Origin of the sequence: Mycobacterium paraffinicum (genome assembly GCF_025822865.1) — a bacterium.
GTDB lineage: Bacteria > Actinomycetota > Actinomycetes > Mycobacteriales > Mycobacteriaceae > Mycobacterium > Mycobacterium paraffinicum.
The window spans coordinates 219,844-241,008 of record NZ_JACKUR010000027.1 but is presented as its reverse complement, the minus strand read 5'-3'; the positions used below and the strand labels follow the sequence as shown (position 1 = coordinate 241,008).

Annotated in this window: 16 protein-coding genes; 7 read left to right on the top strand and 9 right to left on the bottom strand. The window is 67.9% G+C overall.

The features are described from left to right. Positions 1–20: 20 nt before the first annotated feature. Positions 21–617, top strand: a complete 597-nt coding sequence (locus tag H7J89_RS18830) for an SHOCT domain-containing protein (RefSeq protein WP_264045442.1) — start codon at positions 21–23, stop codon at positions 615–617. A 4-nt stretch (positions 618–621) separates the two neighbouring features. On the opposite strand, the gene tap is transcribed toward H7J89_RS18830, so the two are convergent. Further along, entirely contained in the window at positions 622–1,875 is a 1,254-nt protein-coding gene (tap, locus tag H7J89_RS18825) for a multidrug efflux MFS transporter Tap (protein ID WP_264045441.1), read from the bottom strand. Between the two features lie 84 nt (positions 1,876–1,959). Here tap and H7J89_RS18820 point away from each other — a divergent pair, with 84 nt between their 5' ends. The 3 genes from H7J89_RS18820 (at position 1,960) to H7J89_RS18810 (ending at position 5,094) form a co-directional block, all read left to right on the top strand. After that, on the top strand, positions 1,960–2,787 hold the full coding sequence (locus tag H7J89_RS18820; RefSeq protein ID WP_264046089.1) for a uracil-DNA glycosylase: 828 nt from the start codon (positions 1,960–1,962) through the stop codon (positions 2,785–2,787). Beyond that, entirely contained in the window at positions 2,784–3,902 is a 1,119-nt protein-coding gene (locus H7J89_RS18815; RefSeq protein ID WP_264045440.1) for an FAD-binding protein, read from the top strand. The genes H7J89_RS18820 and H7J89_RS18815 overlap by 4 nt, the downstream gene beginning before the upstream one ends. 160 nt (positions 3,903–4,062) lie before the next feature. Then, positions 4,063–5,094, top strand: a complete 1,032-nt coding sequence (locus H7J89_RS18810) for an LLM class flavin-dependent oxidoreductase (protein ID WP_264045439.1) — start codon at positions 4,063–4,065, stop codon at positions 5,092–5,094. Between the two features lie 4 nt (positions 5,095–5,098). On the opposite strand, the gene H7J89_RS18805 is transcribed toward H7J89_RS18810, so the two are convergent. The 3 genes from H7J89_RS18805 to H7J89_RS18795 form a co-directional block, all read right to left on the bottom strand. Beyond that, the gene (locus H7J89_RS18805) at positions 5,099–9,013 is read right to left on the bottom strand and encodes a bifunctional diguanylate cyclase/phosphodiesterase (protein WP_264045438.1); all 3,915 of its coding nucleotides are present in this window, start codon (positions 9,011–9,013) and stop codon (positions 5,099–5,101) included. Positions 9,014–9,104: 91 nt separating this feature from the next. Further along, positions 9,105–9,551: a nitroreductase family deazaflavin-dependent oxidoreductase gene (locus H7J89_RS18800; protein ID WP_264046088.1), complete on the bottom strand. Its 447-nt coding sequence runs from the start codon at positions 9,549–9,551 to the stop codon at positions 9,105–9,107. Between the two features lie 10 nt (positions 9,552–9,561). After that, a complete protein-coding gene (locus H7J89_RS18795) occupies positions 9,562–9,990 on the bottom strand; it encodes an HIT family protein (protein WP_264045437.1) in 429 nt (142 codons plus the stop codon). A 47-nt stretch (positions 9,991–10,037) separates the two neighbouring features. Between H7J89_RS18795 and H7J89_RS18790 the strand changes: the two genes are divergently transcribed. Continuing rightward, positions 10,038–11,429, top strand: a complete 1,392-nt coding sequence (locus tag H7J89_RS18790; protein ID WP_264045436.1) for an amidase — start codon at positions 10,038–10,040, stop codon at positions 11,427–11,429. Here the strand turns inward: H7J89_RS18790 and H7J89_RS18785 are convergent. After that, positions 11,424–11,999, bottom strand: coding sequence for a DNA-deoxyinosine glycosylase (locus H7J89_RS18785; protein WP_264045435.1), 576 nt, complete (start codon positions 11,997–11,999; stop codon positions 11,424–11,426). The two genes, H7J89_RS18790 and H7J89_RS18785, sit on opposite strands and share 6 nt — an antisense overlap. A 188-nt stretch (positions 12,000–12,187) precedes the next feature. Between H7J89_RS18785 and H7J89_RS18780 the strand changes: the two genes are divergently transcribed. Together H7J89_RS18780 and abmR are read left to right on the top strand one after the other, a co-directional pair. Next, positions 12,188–13,363 (top strand): adenylate/guanylate cyclase domain-containing protein, encoded by a 1,176-nt coding sequence (locus H7J89_RS18780; RefSeq protein WP_372513800.1) that lies wholly within the window; start codon positions 12,188–12,190, stop codon positions 13,361–13,363. 270 nt (positions 13,364–13,633) lie between these two features. Next, a complete protein-coding gene (gene abmR / locus H7J89_RS18775) occupies positions 13,634–14,215 on the top strand; it encodes an ATP-binding transcription factor AbmR (RefSeq protein ID WP_264045434.1) in 582 nt (193 codons plus the stop codon). A gap of 36 nt (positions 14,216–14,251) precedes the next feature. On the opposite strand, the gene H7J89_RS18770 is transcribed toward abmR, so the two are convergent. From H7J89_RS18770 to H7J89_RS18755, 4 genes are all read right to left on the bottom strand, one after another. Further along, positions 14,252–16,039 carry a serine/threonine-protein kinase gene (locus H7J89_RS18770; RefSeq protein ID WP_264045433.1) on the bottom strand — a complete coding sequence of 596 codons (1,788 nt, stop codon included), beginning with the start codon at positions 16,037–16,039 and terminating at the stop codon, positions 14,252–14,254. 178 nt (positions 16,040–16,217) lie between these two features. Then, a complete protein-coding gene (embR, locus tag H7J89_RS18765; protein WP_264045432.1) occupies positions 16,218–17,360 on the bottom strand; it encodes an ATPase/transcriptional regulator EmbR in 1,143 nt (380 codons plus the stop codon). A gap of 145 nt (positions 17,361–17,505) precedes the next feature. Continuing rightward, positions 17,506–19,404: an ABC transporter ATP-binding protein gene (locus H7J89_RS18760; RefSeq protein ID WP_264045430.1), complete on the bottom strand. Its 1,899-nt coding sequence runs from the start codon at positions 19,402–19,404 to the stop codon at positions 17,506–17,508. Continuing rightward, positions 19,401–21,158, bottom strand: coding sequence for an ABC transporter ATP-binding protein (locus H7J89_RS18755; protein WP_264045429.1), 1,758 nt, complete (start codon positions 21,156–21,158; stop codon positions 19,401–19,403). Before H7J89_RS18755 ends, H7J89_RS18760 begins: the two co-directional genes overlap by 4 nt. Positions 21,159–21,165: the final 7 nt, after the last annotated feature.

The following is a 21,165-nucleotide window of genomic DNA, read 5'->3' as shown; positions in this document are numbered from 1 at the left end:
TGGCGAAAGGCGGGTCAGCGATGTTCGGACGCAGGGACCTCAGCAAAGTCGGCATCCGTGCGTTTGCGGAGGTTCTCTCCGCCGAGCAGTCGGCGATTGCCGTCACCGTCGGCAACCCGAACCTGGTTGGCAACACCGAAGTTCGTTGGAAGCTGCTGCTTCGGGTCACGCCGGACGCCGAACCGCCGTTCGAGGCCAGCCTCACCACGCTGCTACCTCAGCTGAGCCCACCGCGTCCGGGCATGAGACTGCCGGTGCTCTACGACCCGAAGGACCACGGCCGCGTCCAAATGGACCGCCAGCCGGCCGCCACGGCCGATGTGGCAATCGACGCCGTGACCTCGGCCCGTCCCGACCTGGCGGGCGCTCAGGTCATCGGTATGCCGATGGCCGATGTCATCCGCCAAGCCATTGCCGATCCGGCCGCATTCCGGGAGGAGATGATGCGGCGCGGAGCCGAGATGCAGCAACAGGCGCTCGGTGCCATGCAGGCGGCGCAGACCCAACAGGGTGCCGACCCGGTCGAGCGCCTCGAGAGGCTGGCCGCGCTCAAAGACCGGGGACTGCTCACCGATGAGGAATTCGAGCAGCAAAAACGCAAGATCCTCGGCGACTGACGGATCACAGCGGCGACTGCCGACTCGCCTCCAACTCCGGCGCGCGGTCCAACTCCCGCAGCGACGGCAGCCGTATGGCCAACAACCCGATCAGCAGAATCGGTACCGCCAGCGCCAGGAAGGTGACCTTCAGCCCGGCGGCGTCGGCGAGCGGACCGGCCACCAGCAGGCCCAACGGCCCGGCGGCGTAGGTCAGCCCCGCCATCACCCCGACCACCCTGCCGCGCAAATGATGCGGCGCCCGGGTCTGCATGACGTAGTTGTAGATGGGCTGGATCGGACCGTAGACCAGGCCGGTCACCGCGCAGAGCACCAAGATCACCGGCAGCGGCGGCAGGAACGCGATGCCCACCGTCGCCGCACCAAAGGTCAGGGTCGCCGTCAGCACGGCCGTACGCCGCCGGGTGTATTTCGAGAGCGCCGCGTATCCCAGCGCGCCCGCCACGCCGCCGACCGCGAGCGCCATCAGCGCCCAACCCAACTCCGCTGGCTGGTTCTGGTCGGCGAAATACTTTGGGAACAGCACACTTTCCATCGGCAGGTACAACGCGGTGACGGCCAGGTCGATCAGGCCGAGCGTCCGGAGCACGCGCAGAGTCCAGACGAACCGCAGGCCTTCGACGATGCCGGACACCAACCCGCCGGGGCGCGTCGCGTGGTGGGGTTTGCCGGTGCCCTCGAGCCGCAGCGCACCAATCGCCAACAGCGACAAGCCGAAACAACCCGCGGTGACCCACATGGTGTTGACGCCGCCGACCGTGGCGATCATCAAGCCGCCGATGCCGGGGCCCACCATGAAACCGAGGTTGAGGATCGCCTCGTAGAGACTGTTGGTGCGGTCCAGCGACCAGCCCGCACGGGCGGCGGCCTCAGGCAGCATGGACTGGCGCGCCGTGGCCCCGGCCGGGTCGAAGGCGGCCGCGCAGAAGGCCAACCCGGCCAGCTCGGCGACGTTGATCGCGCCCGCGCCGAACAGCCAGGCGGTCAGCGGGACGACGCTCACCGCAGCGCCGGAGAGCGAGTCGGAAACGAGCGAAATCCGGCGGCGCCCGCAGAAGTCGACCGCTGTGCCGGCGACCAGGGTGGACAGCACCAGTGGCAGCGTCATGGCCGCGGCCACGATCGACGCGTCGCGGGCGCGGTCGTGATGTTGCAACGCCAGCCACGGAAACGCGATTACCGAGATGCCGGTACCGGCCGTCGCCATCAGCGTGGCGGACAGGATCAGAAACGCCGGGCCGCGGCTCGTATGGCTCATGAGATATCCGGGGGAGAATTTAGCCGTTGATTTGCGGCGGGACCACTGAATATTCGGGGCGTTCGGCCGCCGCCTACCGGCTGACTGCAGGATGTTCATGTGCTCGTCCACCCTCGTACCGGCCAGGCGTTCGATTCCCCCGTGGTTCCCGGAACCGGATGGCCGGGTGATCCGGCGACCCCGCAGACCACCGTGGCCGCCGACGCCGCACACGTCGCCGCGCTCGCGCCGCACGCCGCGTCGATCCCCGAGCTCGATGCCCTGATCAGCGTCTGCCGGGCCTGCCCGCGGCTGGTCGAATGGCGCGAAGACGTGGCCGTCCTCAAGCGCCGCGCGTTCGCCGACCAGCCGTATTGGGGCCGGCCTGTTCCGGGCTGGGGGTCGGAACGACCGCGGCTGTTGATCGTCGGGTTGGCCCCCGCCGCACATGGGGCCAACCGGACCGGACGCATGTTCACCGGCGACCGGTCCGGCGATCAGCTTTACGCGGCGCTGCACCGAGCCGGGCTGGTGAACCAACCCACCAGCGTGGATGCCGCGGATGGGTTGCGGGCCAACAGGGTTCGCATCGCGGCCCCGGTGCGGTGCGCGCCCCCGGCCAACGCCCCGACGCCGGCGGAGCGCGACACCTGCTGGCCCTGGCTGGAGGCCGAATGGCGGCTGGTGTCCGAGCATGTGCGCACGATCGTGGCGCTGGGCGGCTTCGCCTGGCAGATCGCGCTGCGCCTGCCGGGCGCGTCCGCCATGCGCAAACCGCGGTTCGGGCACGGGGTGGTGGCGCAATTCGCCCCTGGTGTGCGGTTACTCGGCTGCTACCACCCAAGCCAGCAAAACATGTTTACCGGTAGGTTGACACCAGCAATGCTCGACGACGTTTTCCGGGACGCGAAAAGGCTGGCAGGGATTAAGTGACTGACGTTCTGATTTCCGGCGCCAGCGTGGCCGGTGCAACGGCGGCTTATTGGCTTGGACGGCACGGTTATTCGGTCACCGTGGTGGAGCGCCACCCCGGGCCGCGGCCGGGCGGTCAGGCGATCGACGTGCGCGGGCCGGCGCTCGGAGTGCTGGAACGCATGGGGCTGCTGGCCGCCGCCCAAAAGCGGAAGACGCAAATTCGCGGCGCTTCCGTCGTCGACCGCGACGGCAACGAGCTCTCCCGCGACACGGAGTCGACGCCCACCGGTGGGCCCATCGACAGCCCCGATATCGAGCTCCTGCGCGACGACCTCGTCGAATTGCTGTACGGCGCAAGCCAATGGACGGCCGAATACATTTTCGATGACACCATCACCGGCTTGGAGGACGACGGCGCGGCCGTCAACGTGACCTTCGAACGTGCCCCTGCGCGCAGCTTCGACCTGGTCGTCGGGGCAGACGGACTGCACTCGAACGTGCGCCGATTGGTGTTCGGTCCCGAGGACCAATTCATCGAGCGGCTGGGCACTTACGCGGCGATCTTCACCGTGCCCAATTTCCTCAACTTGGACTATTGGCAGACCTGGCACTACGGGGACTCCACGATGGCCGGGGTGTACAGCGCCCGCAACAACAGCGAGGCCCGGGCCATGCTGGGTTTCATGGACACCGACCTGCGCATCGACTACCGCGATACCGAGGCGCAGTTCGCCGAGCTGGAGCGGCGGATGGCCGGCGACGGGTGGGTGCGTCCCCAACTGCTGGAGTACATGCGCGGCGCACCGGATTTCTACTTCGACGAGATGTCCCAGATCAAGATGGATCGCTGGTCGAAGGGCCGGGTGGCGCTGGTCGGCGATGCCGGATATTGCTGTTCGCCGTTGTCGGGCCAGGGAACCAGCGTCGCCCTCCTGGGCGCCTACATCCTGGCCGGCGAGCTCGCCACGGCGGGTGATGACTACGAACTCGGCTTCGCCAACTACCACAAAGAGTTCAACGACTACGTCAAGCGCAACCAATGGCTGGTCGTCGACAACATTCCGGGCGGGGCGCCGATCCCGCAGGAGGTCTTCGACCGCATCGTCAGTTCGATCACGCTGAAGGATTACTGACCCGGCTTTGCGTGTGCGCTCACGGCTTCGAGTGTGAAACGTGGGCGCAAAACCGGCCGGAATCCCGCCCTGCTGTCACGCCCAAAGCCGTGAGCGCACACTCAGCGCCGCGCCACTGACGCCCGGGAACGTTCGCACGCCATCAGGCGTTGAGGCGAACGTGCGTCTTTCCGTCCTTGATCTCGTCCCGGTACGCACCGACCAGACGACCAGCGATGCGCTCGCCGCGACAGTGCAGCTGGCGCAGGCCGCGGATCGCCTGGGTTTCACGCGCTACTGGGTCGCCGAGCACCACAACATGCCGTCCGTCGGCGCCACCAGCCCGCCGGTCCTGATCGCCTATCTGGCCGCGCAGACCACGCAGGTGCGGCTGGGATCCGGCGGTGTGATGCTGCCCAACCACGCGCCGCTGGCGGTGGCCGAGCAGTTCGCGCTGCTGGAGGCCGCCGCCCCCGGCCGGATCGACCTGGGCATCGGCCGGGCGCCCGGGTCCGACCCGGTGACCTCCTACGCGCTGCGTGGGGGCCGGGACGACCGTGACATCGAAAACTTTCCGGAGTATCTCGACGACGTGGCGGCGCTGATGAGCGCACGCGGCGTGCTGGTACCGCTGCGCTCGGGCGAGTATCGCCTCAAGGCGACCCCCGCGGCGGCCGGTGAGCCGCGCCTGTGGCTGCTGGGCTCGTCGATGTACTCGGCACACCTGGCCGCCGCCAAGGGGCTGCCGTACGTCTTCGCGCATCACTTCTCGGGCACCGGAACCGAAGAGGCGCTCGAACTCTATCGCTCCCGATTCAGGCCCAGCGCCCTGACGCCCGAACCGGTGACGTTCCTGACGGTGAACGCCGCGGTGGCCGAAACACGCGAGGAGGCAACGGCATTGATGCTGCCCAACCTGCAGATCATGGCGAAGCTGCGCACCGGGCAGCCCCTCGGTCCGGTGCCCCTGGTCGAGGAAGCGCAAGGCGCCGAGCTGACGCCACAGCAGGAGCACATCGTGCAGAGCGGGCTGCAGCGAGCGGTCCTAGGTACCCCGGCCGAGGCCGCCGACCAGTTGCGGGCGCTTGCGCAGCGGTTCGACGTCGACGAGGTGATGGTGCACCCGGTCGCCTCGGCCCGCCACGGCACCGACCCGGCCACCGCGCCGGCACGGGTGCTGACCCTGGAATTGTTGGCCAAGGAGCTGTTCTAGCCGGTCAATCCGTCACAGCCGATCGCTCGGATCCGACGCCCGCGATCGCGCTCCCGGTCGTGATCCAGCGCTGCAGTTCGTCCGGCGGCAACGGCGCGCTGTGCACGAACCCCTGGGTGATGGTGCAGCCGTAGCCGCGCAGCGCGCTCAGGGTGGCCTCGTCTTCGACCCCCTCGGCGACGAGGTCGGCGCCCAGGTTCTGCGCCAAGTCCACGGTGGACTGCACGATGGCAACCGATCGCGGGTCCTGGGCCAGCCGCGCCACGAATCGCCTGTCGAGTTTGAGCTCGTCGACCGAGACGTCCTGCAGGCGCGCCAGCGACGACCATCCGGTGCCGTAGTCGTCCAGCGAGATGCGAACGCCGAGGAGCTGCAGGGCGGCGACGGTGTTGCGGGAGCGGTCCGAGTCGACGAGGGCGCTCTCGGTGATCTCGACGATCAGCGCGTCGGGCGGTAGGCCATGGACCCGCAGCAGTCGCTCGATGGTGACCGCGAGGTCGAGGTCGAGCAAGTTCGTCGTCGACAGGTTCACGGCGACGGTCAGCGGAATGCCGTGGTCGCGCCAGGACCGAATCTGCTCGAGCGTGAGGTTGAGGGTGCGATGGGCGACCGTGCGCATCAGACCGGCCCGCTCGGCGGCCGGGAGGAATTCCTCCGGCAGCAGCAACCCGCGGGTGGGATGCTGCCAGCGCAGCAGCGCCTCGACGCTGTGGACGCTTCCGTCACTCGCATTCACCTTGGGCTGGTAGTGCACGGTCAACTGATCGCCATCGATCAGCGCGGCCCGCAGCTCCCCGACGAGGTTGGGGTCGTGGTCCCGGTCAATCTCGAAGGCGGACTCGTACACCGCGATCCTGCTGAGGGCGGACTTGGCGTGCGGGATCGCCGCCTCGGCGCGATTCAACAGCTCTTGCGGATGGTCGCAATGATCCGGGTAGAGCGCGATTGCGATGGACGCATCGATCTGCACGCTGATGGCATCGAGTTCGAATGGGATGCTGACACCTTCGAGCAACCGACCCGCCTGGGCGCGTGCGGCGACCAGATCCGATCCCTCACCGAGCAGGATGGCGAATTCCTCGTCGCTCACGCGCGCAAGCAGATCATCGCGACGAACGCTGTGCGCCAGTCGGTTTGCGATGTGCCACACCAGCTCATCGCCGAAGTGGCGACCGACGGAGTCGTTGATCTCCCGCAGCTTATGAAGATTCAGCAAGAGCAGCGCACGGTTCGACGACGTCCTGACGGGTGACGCGGAAGCCGACAGCTCGGTCAGCGCCGTCGCCAGTGATCGCCGATTGGGCAGGGTGGTCAATTCGTCCGTCATGGCCTGCTTGTGGCTTTCGGCCAGCATGCTGATATCCCGGAAGGTAACCGAGAATCGGGCGGCGACCGCAACGAGGCTCAGCGCGGCGAGGGTCGATGCAAGCCGCGAATCGTGCCCCAGGATGGCGACGCCCAGTGCTACGACGGTGCAAGTCACCGGAACCGCGTAGGAGCTGAGTCCACGCCGTGGCGCCGGCGCCGCCGACGACCAACGCGCCCAGCTGGCCATCGCCACCAGCAGCGACGAAGCCGGCCAGAGTGCGTCCAGCGTGGTGCCGACCCGGTATGAGCCCGCAGATGTTTGAAAGAGGTAGGCCGTGTCGGCGACTGCGAAGCCAACCAGCCCGACCACAAGAAAGCCCCAGCGAAACTCGCTGCGCCAGCCGAGGATTGGCAGCATGCCGACGGCCAGTGCCAGCAGGACCAGATCGCCCCACGGGTAGACCAGGCCCACCAGCACGGTCGCGGGTGTCCGTGCGGCGGCGGCATGCATTGGCCCGGCCCGCAGCGCCGCGGCCAGCGCGGCGACCGCCAACGCGCACACCAGGGAATCGAGGCGGATGGGCATCGGCACCCGCTTCAGGCGCGATCGCATCAGCAACAGAATCCCCGCATAGACGAACGGATAGAACGCCAGGTATTCGGGATCGGCAACCGAGGGCGACTGGGCGTTCGGGACCCACAAGGCGTAGGCGACGTCACCGAGCGCCGACAACGCCATGCCGGCCGCGATCAAAGACCACGCAAGGCGATCGGCCTTGAGGCGGCATGCGCGAACGGCGATCAACCCGGCCGCCAGCAGGTTCAAAGCCGAGTACAGGGATTTGGCGAAAAAGACGCTGTGGCTGGCATTCGGGTAGAGGGCGCTGGTCGCGGTGAAGGCGACCACGCCAATCATCAAGAGAGCCAGAGAAATCCGGATCGCCGTTGGGGGCCACCGGATGCCGTCGATACCTCCCTGCGGTTGCACCGGTCTTGACGTCCCTACGTCAGCGGCCCGCCTGCGCATCGGTGCGGCACTCGGCTCAGCGACCTCCACTGCCGCCGGGGCGGGCCCCGCCGGCTGAGGGGTCGAGAGCGAGAGAGACAGATCCGGCACGAAATTCCGAATACATTGTCCGCCTTCGCGTTTGGCGGTGTACATGGCCAGGTCAGCATGCCTGAGGAGTTGCTCGACGCTGCAGTCCGACGAGGCGGTGGCCACCGTGTAACCGACACTCGGTCGGACCGGTATCGGAACGCCATCGACCAGAATCGGGGCGTTGAACGCCTGGAGAACTCGATGCGCCGCCGCTTGTGATTCCTGGACGGACCCCTCGATGAGCACGGCGAACTCATCACCACCGAGGCGAGCGGTGACGCACTTTTCGTCCAATGCGGCGGTGAGTCGCCCGGCGACCCGGATCAGCAATTCGTCGCCGGCAGGGTGGCCGAGGGCGTCGTTGACCGATTTGAAGTTGTCGAGGTCGAGGCACAACACCGCGATGGGCGAGATTTCGCAGCTTCGCCGGGCGACGGCCTGCTCGAGCCGATCGAGGAAGTAGGCCCGATTGGCCAGCCCCGTCAGGCTGTCACGGAACGCTTCCCGCGCCACCTCGGACAATAATCTCTGGTTCTCCATCAGCATGACGAACTGCCGGACGAGCACCGCGGCCACCAGGATTCCCAGCGCGATCAGCAGAGGTCCGTGCGCCATCAACCTGACCGCGCGGGTCAGCCCGACCGCGGCGGCCACCATCAGCGGCAGGTACGGCAGCCACAGCCGGGTACGCGACCGTATTTCGTCGTCACGCGCCCCCGGCACCTGCACCTCGTAGACGCTCGACAGCGCGGCGAGCGCGATCATGGCGAGCCCGCCCACTCTGCCGAGATCCACCAGATCGCTGACCTGGTAGCTACCGATCCCGCTCTTGAACACCATCGCGATGTCGGCAATGCTGATCGTCGTCACGCCCCCGGCCAGCAGGTTGCGGCTCGGCGGGTCGCCGCGACGGACCCGGGACAGCATCAGGATCGAGGTCGTCAGCAGCAGGACGTCGTTGAAGACTTCGGCGATCGTCGTCGCCTGCGAACCGCTGTCCTCGCGCAGTTGCTTCTCGAGGACGAAGACCCACGACACCACGAACAGCGACGTCGCCACGATGAGGCCGTCCAGCACCAGTCGCCGCGGGCTTTGCCGCGAGAACCGCGACAACAGCACCAACGATGCATAGGCGCCGAACGGCCATAGCAACAGCACGATCTCCGCGGCGGCGGGATGGGTGGCGTGGGCCAGTCCCGGACGCACGTCGTACACGGCCCAGATGACCTCGCCCGCCGCCCAGCCCAACTGGGCCGTCACCATTGCCAGCCATCCGGCCCTGTGCCGACCGGCCGCCGACCGGGCCGCGTAGCCGGCACACCCCGCCCCGAAGAGCAGGCAGACAGCCAGGGCGATTTCGTCGACCGGTCGGGTTGCGTAGGCGCCCTCCCAGCCGCCGATCGAGGACGCCACCACCAGCGCGGCCGCCAAACCGTATGCGCCGACGAAGAGCCAACCGAGGCGCGGGGGCAGCCTGAATCGCCGCCAGGGGTTTCGCGCCCAGGGACTCATACCCGCTCCAGCCGATCCCGCGCCGTTTGGTGAGCCATCGAGTAGTTCACCGCGCGCTAGTGGAGAATAAACCTCCGCGTCAGGTTCAGGGTCAACGTCGCGTGAGTACCACGACGGGAATCGGCCGCGAGGTCTTCTGCTGGTAGGCCGTGTACCGGTCGCCGTTGTTCTTATTGACGATCTGCCAGAGCCGGGAGTAATCGGGGTCGTCGGGCAGCACCGCGCGGGCGGTTACCGCCAAACGCCTTGGCCCGACATTGATCTCCACGTCCGGATACTTGCGCAGGTTGTGATACCAGCCGGGGGCGCGCGGGTCGCCCCCCTTGGAGGCGACGATCAGGTAGTCGTCGCCGTCCCGGGCATAGGTGAGCGCCGCCGTTCGCGCCTGGCCCGTCTTGGCGCCCACGGTATGGAGTAGCAGGCTGGGTATCAGCTGCATGCGATGACCGATCCAGCCGTTCGTCCTGCGATAGACGGTGTCGTGTACGCGCAGAACCTGAGGCAGCAACCGCTGCTCGACCCAGGACGGAAGTGCAATCCGCCCAGTATTACTGGCTGGCGTCGATGCGGGCCAGGGCCGAGCGCAGGATTTCCGCGGTGGCGTCCCGGTCGGGGTCGCGCCGCAGCAGCATCCCCTTGGCGACCGACAGCTTGTCGCCGTTGCGCCGGGGCAGCACGTGCAGGTGGATGTGGAACACCGTCTGGAAGGCGGCGCTGCCGTCGTTGATCGCGATGTTGGTCGCGTCGGCCAACTCCGTCGCGCGGGCGGCGCGGGCGATCCGTTGGCCGATGGCGACCATTCCCGCCAGCGTCTCCGGCGGCGTGTCGGTGAGATCCACGCTGTGCCCCTTGGGGATCACCAGGGTGTGACCGCGGGTGAACGGGCGAATGTCGAGGATCGCCAGGTAGTCGTCGTCTTCATAGATCCGGATGGCCGGGGCCTCCCCGGCGACGATCGCACAGAACACGCAGGACATGTCGCCCACGGTACTGGCCGGCCCGGTGCGGGGGATACGCTGCCGCAGTGGACGCTCGCGACGTGGCCTTTGCCGGCGCGGCCGCTCAGGCACGAATGCTGGCCGACGGCGAACTGACCGCGCCCGAGCTGCTCGAAATCTACCTGGAACGGATCGCGCGGCTGGACAGCCAGCTGCGCTGCTATCGCGTGGTGCTCTCGGACAGCGCGCGCTACGAGGCCGCCGTCGCGCAGGACCGCCTCGACGCCGGCGAGCGGCTCCCCCTGCTTGGGGTGCCGATCGCGATCAAAGACGATGTCGACGTCGCAGGCGAGGTGACGACCTACGGCAGCGGCGGACACCGCCCCACCGCGACCGCCGACGCGGAGGTGGTCCGCCGGCTACGCGCCGCGGGCGCCGTCATCCTCGGCAAAACCAATGTGCCCGAGCTGATGATGTTTCCCTACACCGAATCGCTGACGTTCGGTGCGACCCGCAACCCCTGGAATCCCCGGCGCACTCCGGGCGGCAGCAGTGGCGGTAGCGCCGCCGCGGTGGCCGCCGGACTCGCTCCGCTGGCGCTGGGGTCCGACGGTGGCGGGTCGATTCGCATCCCGGCGATCTGGTGCGGCGTGTTCGGTGTCAAACCACAACGGGATCGGGTGTCGTTGGAGCCGCACGACGATGCCTGGCACGGGCTGAGTGTCAACGGCCCGCTCGCCCGGACGGTGCTGGACGCGGCTCTCTTCCTCGATGCGACGTCGACCGTACCGGGGCCCGAGGGGGAGTTCGTGGCCGCCGCGACGCGTCACCCCGGCAAGCTGCGAATTGCCTTGAGCACCAAGTCGCCAACCCCGCTGCCCGTCAGGATCGGCAAGCATGAGCTCACGGCGGTCGAACAGGCCGGCGCGTTGCTGCGCGATCTCGGGCATGACGTGATCACCGCCGACCCCGAATATCCGCCATCGGCCATCATGACCAATTACCTGCCCCGCTACCTGCGCGGTATCAGCGACGACGCCGATTCACTGGCTCACCCCGAACGTCTCGAAGCGCGCACCCGCAACCTGGCGCGCGCCGGTTCGTTCTTCTCGGACCGCCGGATGACCGCCCTTCGCGACGCGGAGCCGGCGGTGGCCGCGCGGATCCAAGCGATCTTCGACGACGTCGATGTCGTCGTCACGCCCGGCAACGCGACGGGCCCCTCCCGCATCGGTGCCTACCAACGCCGCGGCGCGGTGTGGACGTTGCTGGCGGTGGCGCAGCGGGTGCCCTACCAGCAGGTCTGGAACCTGACCGGACAGCCTGCGGCGGCCGTGCCGTGGGACTTCGACGGTGATGGCCTGCCGATCGCCGTGCAGCTGGTGGGCCGGCCGTACGACGAAGCGACGTTGTTGTCGCTGGCCGCACAGATCGAGTCCGCCAGGCCGTGGGCGCACCGGCAACCGCCGGTGTCATGAGCGCTGCGCTGATCGATTGCGCCGACCCGTCCCCCGCAAGCGGGAGGTGCCCCCATCGCCCGGCTTCGCCGCGCTCGCGATCGACGCGATCTCGCGCCACGCGGCCAGCTTCACACCCGGCCGGACGGCGTGGGCCGGGCTCGTCGACGGCAGCCGCCGGTACTCGACGCGCTCGTCGGGCTCGGCGAGTTTGCGGTACAGCTCCGCGGCCTTGGCGCCATTGAAGTAGACCCGCGCGATCGTCGGGTATTGCGTGAACAGTCCACCGAAGTCGTTGACCGCCAGGCTTTTCGGCTCGATTGCCGCATCCGCGCTGCCGGTGCGGCGGCATGCGCGCAGCACGTCCCACAGGGCCACGCCCGCCGATTGCAGCGCGGCCAGCCGTGATTCGTACGGCGCCGTCGCTTCGAACCCGAACAGCTCGCCGGTGATCGGCCAGAACGCATTTCGGGGGTTGCCGTAGTACTGACCGACCGCCAGCGATTGTGCGCTCGGAAACGACCCCAGGATCAGCACACTCGCGTGCTCATCGACGATCGGCGGGAATCCCCGCAGCAGTGGTGCGCTCATTCCTTTCATCATGGCTCGCGATCGACGGTGTAATGGCGCCGACCCGCTTCGCCCGGCGCTGCCGCGCTCGCGGTCGACGGTGTAATGGCGCCGACCCGCTTCGCCCGGCGCTGCCGCGCTCGCGATCGACGGTGTAATGGCGCCGACCCGCTTCGCCCGGCGCTGCCGCGCTCGCGATCGACGGTGTAATGGCGCCGACCCGCTTCGCCCGGCGCTGCCGCGCTCGCGATCGACGCCCGTTGTACGTTGGCGACGTGGACGAGGACCTGCTCGACGGACTCGAGGGCAGCGCGCGCGCCGAACGGGCCGAATTGGTGGAGTGGCTGCTCGAGCAGGGCATCACCCCCGATGAGATCAGGACGACCAATCCGCCACTCCTGCTGGCAACCCGCCACCTCATCGGTGACGACGGCACCTACGTGTCGGCCCGGGAGATCAGCGAGGCCCATGGCATCGACCTCGGCCTGTTGCAACAGATCCAGCGCGCGATCGGTCTGGCCAGAGTCGACGACCCCGATGCGGTCATCCACATGCGCGCCGACGGTGAGGCCGCCGCCTCCGCCCAGCGTTTCGTCGAGCTGGGCCTCGATCCCGAGCAGGTGGTGCTGGTCGTCCGGGTGCTCACCGAAGGCCTGTCACGCGCCGCCGAGGTCATGCGCTACTCGGCGCTGTCGGCGATCATGCGGCCCGGGGCCACCGAACTGGAAATCGCCAAGGCGTCAAAGGCATTGGTCAGCCAGATCGCGCCCGAACTCGGCCCGCTGCTGCAGCACATGATGTTCATGCAGCTGCGCCACATGATGGAGACCGAAGCGGTCAATGCCGCCGAGCGTGCCGCCGGCCAGCCGCTGCCGGGAGCGCGTCAGATCACGGTGGCCTTCGCCGACCTCGTCGGCTTCACCCGGATCGGCGAAGCGGTGTCGGCGGAGGAGCTGGGTCACCTGGCCAACCGGCTGGCGGTCCTGGCCCGAGACATCACCGTCCCGCCCGTGCGATTCATCAAGACGATCGGCGACGCGGTCATGTTCGTCTGCCCCGACCCGCTGCCGATGCTCGACGTCGTGGTGAAGCTCGTGGACACCATCGACACCGACGCCGACTTTCCCCGGCTGCGGGCGGGGGTGGCCTCCGGCATGGCGGTGAGCCGGGCCGGCGACTGGTTCGGCAGCCCGGTCAACGTCGCGAGCCGGGTCACGAGTGTGGCGCGCCCCGGCACAGTGCTGGCGGCGGACTCGGTCTGGGAGGCGATCGGCGACACCGGCACGTTCGATGGGTCGTTCGCCGGTGCCCGCCGCCTCAAGGGCATCAAGAACGAGGTCAAGCTCTTCCGGATCCGCCGCGGGGACGGTTCTGGCGGCGACTGACTGGAAAATCCTGCGGACATGGGCAGGCCCGGACGACTCTAGGGGGCGTTGGGCTCCGTCATGCGCGGGTCCTACGCGGCCGGTTTTCTACCCTGACATCCGGCGCTTGAGAATTGGTCGTTTCCGGGCCTGCTTCGCTCCCAAAAATACAACTTTGAACTGCCCATATCAACGGTTTTCCGCACTCGAACGCGCGGCCCGGCGCTGGGGTTGCGTTCGCCGGCGGTGAACGTCATTCCGTGATTGGCGTAACGATNTAATCATGTAATTATGAAATCTCACCACGCGCACGGCCGGCGCTACGGCCGCCCCGGCGGCTGGCAGCAGGCACAGCAACCCGACGCGAGCGACGCCGCCGAATGGTTCGCCGGGCGCCTGCCCGAAACCTGGTTCGACGGCGACCCGACGGTCATCGTCGACCGCGAAGAAATCACGGTCATCGGAAGATTGCCCGAACCGCAGGGCTCGGAGAAAGAGACCGAGGCCCGCGCGGAAGGACGCGCATCGCGGTTCCGCGAGGAGACCCGTACGGAGCGAATGCGGATCGCCGACGAGGCGCAGGATCGCTACGGCCGCAAGGTCTCCTGGGGGGTCGAGGTCGGCTCCAGCACCGGCGCGGAGCGAATCCTCTTCACTCACATCGCAGTACCGGTGATGACGCGCCTGAAGCAACCGGAACGGCAGGTGCTCGACACATTGGTCGACGCCGGCGTCGCCCGGTCCCGCGCGGACGCGCTCGCGTGGTCGGTCAAGCTCGTCGGCGAACATGCCGAGGAATGGTTGGCCAAGTTGCGCAGCGCCATGTCGGCGGTCGACGATCTGCGCGCCGAGGGCCCCGACATTCAGCCGTAATTCAAAGGCGCAGCGCGGCTACGGATTTGGGTCCGCTCAGCCTCCGTAATTGGTCCACCAGGTATGCAGGTCCTCGATGGCCGGGGGATCCCCGTAGACGTCACAGAGCATGAGTTTCGCCTCGTTGGTCCATATCACGTTGGGGTGGTTCTTATATGTGCCGCACGCGATCATGCCCGCGGTCACCGACGGCGTGCTGTCGTGGTGCCAGCCATCTGGTGACGCTCCGGCTCCGGGGCAATTCATCAGCTGCACGGCGGCGACGTCGTCGTCGAACGCCTTCTTGAGCACGTTCACATCGGCGAACAGGCCGTAGACCGCGCGGGATGGGCCACCCTGATTGGTGTTCTGGTCGCAGTCGACCATGGCCAGCGCATTCACCCAAATGCTGTTGGACTTCGGGGTCGCGGGTGTGCAAGCGCCACTGGGATACCCGGCGGGCAGCATGCCCAGCAACTTGCTCTGCGGGTTGGCGGGCCGGGTGGTTGTCGTGGTGGTGGGGACGGTCCTGGTGGTGGTGGTCGTCGTCGTCGATGTGCGGTTCCCCTGCGCGTTGTTGTCGTCGCCTCCCATGAATATCGCGATGCCCACGGCGGCCAGCACGACGACGATCACCAGCGCGGCGGCCGCGGCGACGATGGGCCAGGGGTTGCGTCGCCTCGGTGGGGGTTGATTCCAGGCGGGTGGGCCGCTGAATTGCTGTGGTGCACTGGCCCAATTGGCGTTGGCGGCTTGGTAATAGGGGGGCGTGACCGGGGGCTGGGCGGCGGCCGGGATGGGCCCGCTGTCGGGCCGCCACGGCGGAGTGCCTTGCGCGGGAACCGGAGTCGAGCCGGGCGCCGGGGTGGGTGTCGGTGAATTCTGGCCCGGCGACGGTGGCGGGGTGTTGGCCGCCGGACCCGGTCGCGGCGGGGGAGGCGCCATGACGGTGCCCGGCAGGGTGGCTTCTTGGCTGCGGCGCAAGATGGTGGCGGCGTGGTCCTGGTCGGGGTCGCTGAGTGCGTCGTGGGCGGCCAGGGCCAGGTCGCCGGCGCTGGCGTAGCGGTCCTCGGGTTTCTTGGCCATCCCACGGGTGACCACCGCGTTGAAGCCCTTGGGTATGCCCGGGCGCAGCACGGTGGGCTGGGGGATGGGGTTCATGGTGTGGGCGGTGACCAGTGCGCCCGCGCTGCTGGATGTGTAGGGCGGCGACCCGGTGAGGCACTCGTAGAGCACGCAGGCCAGCGCGTAGATGTCGGCGCGGTAGGTGACTTCGGCGTTGGAAAACCGTTCGGGCGCCATGTATTTCCAGGTCCCGACCGCGGTGCCTAACTGGGTGAGCTTCTCGTCGGTGGTGGCGCTGGCGATGCCGAAGTCGACCAGATAGGCGAAGTCGTCGCGGGTGACCAGGATGTTCTGCGGTTTGACGTCGCGGTGCATCACCCCGGCGGCGTGGGCGGCATCGAGCGCCGAGGCGATCTGGGTGATGATGGCCACCGCGCGCGGCGGGGCCAGCGGGCCAAAGCGTTTGAGCACACTGTCGAGGTCGGTGCCCTCGATCAGGCGCATCTCCAAAAACATCTGCCCATCGATCTCGCCGTAGTCGTGGATGGGCACCACGTGCGGCTCCTGCAAACGACCGGCGGTGCGGGCTTCGCGTTTCATCCGCTCCCGAAAGACCGGGTCCTTGCTGAAGGTCTCCGAGAGCAGTTTGACCGCCACCGTCCACTCCTTGACGGTGTGCTCGGCCTCGTAAACCTCCCCCATCCCACCCCGGCCCAGCAGCCGCTTTAGGTGATAAGGCCCAAATTCGGTCCCCGCCCGCGAGGCCTGATCATCACTCATCGCCGATCCTTCACACCCAGCCACCACACCATCGACACCCAACAATTGCCGGGCACACGGGTCAGCCGCAACCCCCCGGACCGAGCAACCATGACCGTAAGCCCCCGCCCCGCCCGACGCACGACAATCACACGATTTAGCCCGGCGTCCCTCAGCGCGATGAAGCCCGGCCGGATGGCTAGCTCTCGCCGTCCGCCGCGATCTGGAACGTGAATTCGTGGTCGCAGATGCGGACGTGGTCACCGTCGCGCAGCGTGGCGGCGGAGCGGATTCGCTCATGCTGCACATGCACTCCGTTGGACGAGCGGAGGTCGTTGATGATGAAGCTGGTGCCCGTGTCGACGATGACTGCATGGTGGCGGCTGACTTTGGGGCTGTCGAGGACGATGTCGTTGTCGCTGAGCCGCCCGATCCGGGTCGCCGCCGCTCGCAGCGGAAAGCTGCGTCCCGAGATCTCGTGCAGATACGCGATGGCCTGCTGGCCGGACACCATCGTGTGCTGTTCGAGGACCGTGACCGTATCGACGGCGGCGGTCTTGGCGGTTCGCTTCACGTCTAGCGGTTCCTGGCGCAGGACCTGCTCATTGAGCGTCCGCAGTGTCGGTCCCGGATCGATCCCCAGGTCATCGGCCAGAGTGGTCTTGACGCGGCGGTAGGCGGCCAGCGCGTCCGATTGGCGGTCGGTCAGGTAGTAGGCCGTGATCAACTGGGCCCACAGCGGCTCGCGGTAGGGATGTTCCGCGGTCAGCGCCTCCAGCTCCGTGATCACGGCGAACGCACGCCCGCAAGCGATTTCGGCCTCCGCCTTTGCGCCGTGGACCAGGATCTTCTCCTCGACAAGGGAAGTGGCGAAGGTGTCGACAAACTGGAACTCACGCAGGTCCTCGAGCACCGGCCCGCGCCACTGCGCCAATGCCGCCGCCAAGTGCTGGCTGGCCTCCTCGAATCGGCCCGTGGCGGCGGCATGCACGCCCGCCGTTTTTTCGGCGATGAACCGCCCCAGATCGCAATCATTTTCGGCGATGTTGAGCCGGTATCCGGGAGGCGCGGCGGCCAATACCGCCCGCGGGTCGATGTCTGCGCCGCTGAGCAGCTTGCGCAGGTTGGACACGTAGGAATGAATGCTGGCCCGCGCCCCCGACGGCGGCTCGTCGTCCCACAGGGCCGTGATGAGCCGGTCCACCCCCACCGGACTGTTGCGGTTCATCAGCAGCATGGCCAGCACCGCCCGCTGTTTGGGGGTGCCCAGGGGCACCAGCGTGCCGTCGACGCTCATCTCCAGCGGTCCGAGCAGGCCGAGTTCGAGACGCTTGTCCACCATCGGCTATCGGTCCTTCCGGTCACTACCCTTGCCATTCTGCTGCAACCCCCACGGGGCCGACGCAATGACACTAACTTTTGGCACCGGGAGTGAAATGCGTTCCCCGCGACGCGATTGCGGTCAGGCCGTCCCGCGGGATCTCGCGCTACGCCCGTGTCATGGCGTAGTAGGCGCCTCGACGGGCCAACAGCTCGGCGTGACTGCCTTGTTCAACGATGCGGCCCTCCTCGACCACCACGATGCGGTCGGCGTCGCGGATCGTCGAAAGGCGATGCGCGATAATGAAACTCGTCCGATCCCGGCGAAGCTCGGACATGGCCCGGGCGATGAGGGCTTCGGTGCGGGTGTCGACCGAACTGGTCGCCTCGTCCAGGATCAGTAGCCGCGGCCTGGCCAGGAATGCGCGCGCGATGGTGATGAGCTGCTTCTCGCCGGCGCTGACATTGCCGCCCCCGCCGCTGACGCGCGTCTCGTAGCCGGCGGGCAGGGTGTGCACAAACCGGTCGACGTACGCCGCCTTGGCGGCCTCCACCACCTCGTCCGCGCTGGCCTCGGGCCGCCCGTAGGCGATGTTCTCCGCGATCGTCCCGTCGAAGAGCCAGGTGTCCTGCAAGACCATGCCGATCCGCGACCGCAGCGACTGCCTGCTGACGGTGGTGATGTCGATCCCGTCGACCAGGATTAGGCCGGAATCGACGTCGTAGAACCGCATGAGCAGGTTCACCAACGTGGTCTTGCCGGCTCCGGTCGGCCCGACGATCGCGACCGTGGTTCCCGGTTCGGCGACCATCGACAGGTCATGGATCACCGGGGTGTCCGGGTGGTAACCGAAGGTCACGTGCTGGAACTCCACCCGCGCGGCCGGGCGTCCGTCGAGCCCCGGCAGCGCGGGCCCGGGGTCCGGCGATTCCTCGGGCTCGTCGAGCAGATCGAAAACCCGCTCAGCGCTGGCCACCCCGGACTGCAGGGTGTTGTACATCCCGGCCACCTGGCTGAGCGGGGCGTTGAACTGCCGGACATATTGGATGAAGGCCTGGATACCGCCGAGAGTGATGTGGCCGGTGGCCACCTGCAGGCCGCCCACCACGGCGACGGCCACATAGCCCAGGTTGCCGATGAACGCCGTCGCCGGCGCCACCAGGCCGGAGAAGAATTGGGCGCCGAAACTGGCCTGATAGACGTCGTCGTTGCAATCGCGGAAATGCTTGCGCGCCGCGGCCTGGTGGCCGAACGTCTTGACCACCGTGAAGCCGCTATAGGTCTCCTCGATGTGGGCGTTGAGGCGACCGATGCTCGTCCATTGCGCCACGAACAGCCGCTGCGCTCGCCGCGCGATCGCGCGCGTCGCCACCAACGACAGCGGCACCGTCGCCACCGCGATCAGGGCCAACAGCGGCGAGATGGACACCATCATCGCCAGTACCGCCACCACCGTCAGGATCGACGTCACAAGCTGGCTGATGGTCATCGACAGCGACGACTGCACGTTGTCGATATCGTTCGTGACCCGGCTCAACAGTTCGCCGCGTTGGCGCCCGTCGAAGTACGACAGCGGCAGCCGGTGGATCTTGTCCTCGACATCGGAACGCAGCGCGACCATGGTGCGTTGCACGGTGACGTTGAGCAGCCGCGCCTGCGCCCAAATCAGCAGGGCCGAAATCAGATACAGCCCCAGCGCCAGGGCCAAGGTCCGGGCCACCGCGCCGAAGTCCACGCCCTTGCCCGGCACCAGATTCATCCCCGACAGCAGGTCGGCGAAGGTGCCCTCGCCCCGGGCCCGGGCCGCCGCGACGGCCTGCGCCTTGGTGATGCCCGCGGGGAGCTGTCGGCCGAGCACGCCGTTGAACAGCAGATCGGTGGCGTGCCCGAGGATTCGCGGGACGACGACCCCGATCGCCGTCCCCGTGACGCCCAGGCTGATCACCGCGATGCTCAGCCGGCGTTGCGGCGCAAGCCGTTTCACCAGCCGGGCGGCCGAACCCCAGAAGTTGCGCGACCGCCCGGCCGGGGCCGGGGTCAAGCCTCGGGTGGCCGCCACGGTCATGGCGCACCCCCAACCCGACCCGATCGCAAGGCGGTCACCGACTGCGAGTCGGCGAACTCCGCGTAGGTGGCGCAGTCGGTGAGCAGCGATTCGTGCGTGCCGGTGCCCACCAGCTTCCCGCCGTCGATGACGATCACCTGGTCGGCCTGGGCCGCGGTCGAAACCCGTTGGGTGACAACGATGACGGTGGCCGCGACCGCTATCTGCGTGAGCGACGCCCGCACCCGGGCGTCGGTGTGCACGTCGAGAGCCCCGAACGAGTCGTCGAAGAGATAGATGGTCGGGCGGCGGATCACCGCCCGCGCGATTGCCAGTCGCTGCCGCTGACCGCCGGAGAAGTTGATTCCGCCCTGCGCCACCCGCATTCGCAGCCCGTCATCGTGTGCGCGGACGAATCCTTCGGCGTCGGCCACCCGCAACGCTTCCCACATCTCGTCGTCGGTCGCGTCCGCCTTGCCGTAACGCAGGTTGTCGGCCACGGTCCCGGAGAACAGATAGCCGCGTTGGGGAACCAGTCCGATCGCGGACCAGAGCCGCTCGGTGTGGTAATCCCGGACATCGACACCGTCGACCAGGACGGCGCCGCCGGTCACGTCGTAGAGCCGGCAGATCAGCGACACCAGCGTCGACTTGCCCGAACCGGTGCTACCGACGATCGCCGTGCTCGTGCCGGGCCGTGCCGTCAACGAAATGTCCTGCAGCACCGGGCGGTCGGCGCCCGGATAGGTGAACGTCGCACCCGCCACGTGCACCACCCCGGTGATCCCGCCGCCGGGAAACACCGGCCGCGGCGGGTCGGTGACCGCGGCCTGGGTGGCGAGCACCTCGGTGATCCGTTCGGCGCACACGGACGCTCGCGGCAGCACCACCAGCGTCATGGTCGCCATCAACACCGCCATGAGGATCTGGGTGAAGTAGGCCAGAAAGGCGGTCAGCGAGCCGACCTGCATTTGGCCACGATCGATGCGCAACCCACCGAACCAGATCAGCGCGACGCTGGAAACGTTGACGGTCAGCGTCGTCACCGGCAGCATCACCGCCTGCCAATTGCCGGCGGTCAGCGCGGTGTTCGACAGGGCGGCGTTGGCGCGGGCGAATCGGTCGCGCTCGTAGGGTTCGCGGGCGAACGCCCGCACCACCCGGACGCCGGAAAGCTGGTCGCGCATCACCCGATTGATGCCGTCGATCAGGCCTTGCATCCTGCGGAACAGGGGCAGCATGTGCGACATCACCCAGTAATTGGCCACGGCCATGATGGGAACGCTGACCAGCAGCAGCCAGGTCAGCGCCGCCTCCTGGTGGATGGCCATGAAGATTCCGCCGATGCACATGATGGGCGCGCTGACCAGCACGGTGCTCGATATCTGAACCAGGTACTGGATCTGGCGGACGTCGTTGGTGCTGCGCGTCAACAGCGTGGGCGCCCCGAAGCGGGCGGTCTCATGCTCGGAGAAGGTGGTGATGTGGTCGAACATCGCGGCACGCAGGTCGCGGCCAAAGCCCATCCCCGTTCGCGAGCCGAAGTACACCGCAGCGACCGCGCACAACGCCTGCAACCCCGTGACCGAGAGCATCACCATGCCGAGCCTGACGATGGTGGCCGTGTCGCCCTTGGCGACGCCCTCGTCGATGATCGCGGCGTTGACCGTCGGCAGGTACAGCGAAGCCAGCGTGCTGGTCAGCTGGAGCGCCATCAGCACTGCGACCAGCCGCCGGTACGGCTGGATGTACTGGCGCAGCAGTGCCAGGAGCATTTCGTAA

What these genes read in the sequence shown, in the direction of transcription:
- H7J89_RS18830 (WP_264045442.1), top strand. Translation starts at nt 21, where the DNA reads ATGTTCGGACGCAGGGACCTCAGCAAAGTCGGCATCCGTGCGTTTGCG.
- tap (WP_264045441.1), bottom strand. Translation starts at nt 1,875, where the DNA reads ATGAGCCATACGAGCCGCGGCCCGGCGTTTCTGATCCTGTCCGCCACG.
- H7J89_RS18805 (WP_264045438.1), bottom strand. Translation starts at nt 9,013, where the DNA reads ATGAGTCCCTGGGCGCGAAACCCCTGGCGGCGATTCAGGCTGCCCCCG.
- H7J89_RS18795 (WP_264045437.1), bottom strand. Translation starts at nt 9,990, where the DNA reads ATGTCCTGCGTGTTCTGTGCGATCGTCGCCGGGGAGGCCCCGGCCATC.
- H7J89_RS18785 (WP_264045435.1), bottom strand. Translation starts at nt 11,999, where the DNA reads ATGAGCGCACCACTGCTGCGGGGATTCCCGCCGATCGTCGATGAGCAC.
- H7J89_RS18780 (WP_372513800.1), top strand. Translation starts at nt 12,188, where the DNA reads ATGGCGCCGACCCGCTTCGCCCGGCGCTGCCGCGCTCGCGATCGACGC.
- abmR (WP_264045434.1), top strand. Translation starts at nt 13,634, where the DNA reads ATGAAATCTCACCACGCGCACGGCCGGCGCTACGGCCGCCCCGGCGGC.
- H7J89_RS18770 (WP_264045433.1), bottom strand. Translation starts at nt 16,039, where the DNA reads ATGAGTGATGATCAGGCCTCGCGGGCGGGGACCGAATTTGGGCCTTAT.
- embR (WP_264045432.1), bottom strand. Translation starts at nt 17,360, where the DNA reads ATGGTGGACAAGCGTCTCGAACTCGGCCTGCTCGGACCGCTGGAGATG.
- H7J89_RS18760 (WP_264045430.1), bottom strand. Translation starts at nt 19,404, where the DNA reads ATGACCGTGGCGGCCACCCGAGGCTTGACCCCGGCCCCGGCCGGGCGG.
- H7J89_RS18755 (WP_264045429.1), bottom strand. Translation starts at nt 21,158, where the DNA reads ATGCTCCTGGCACTGCTGCGCCAGTACATCCAGCCGTACCGGCGGCTG.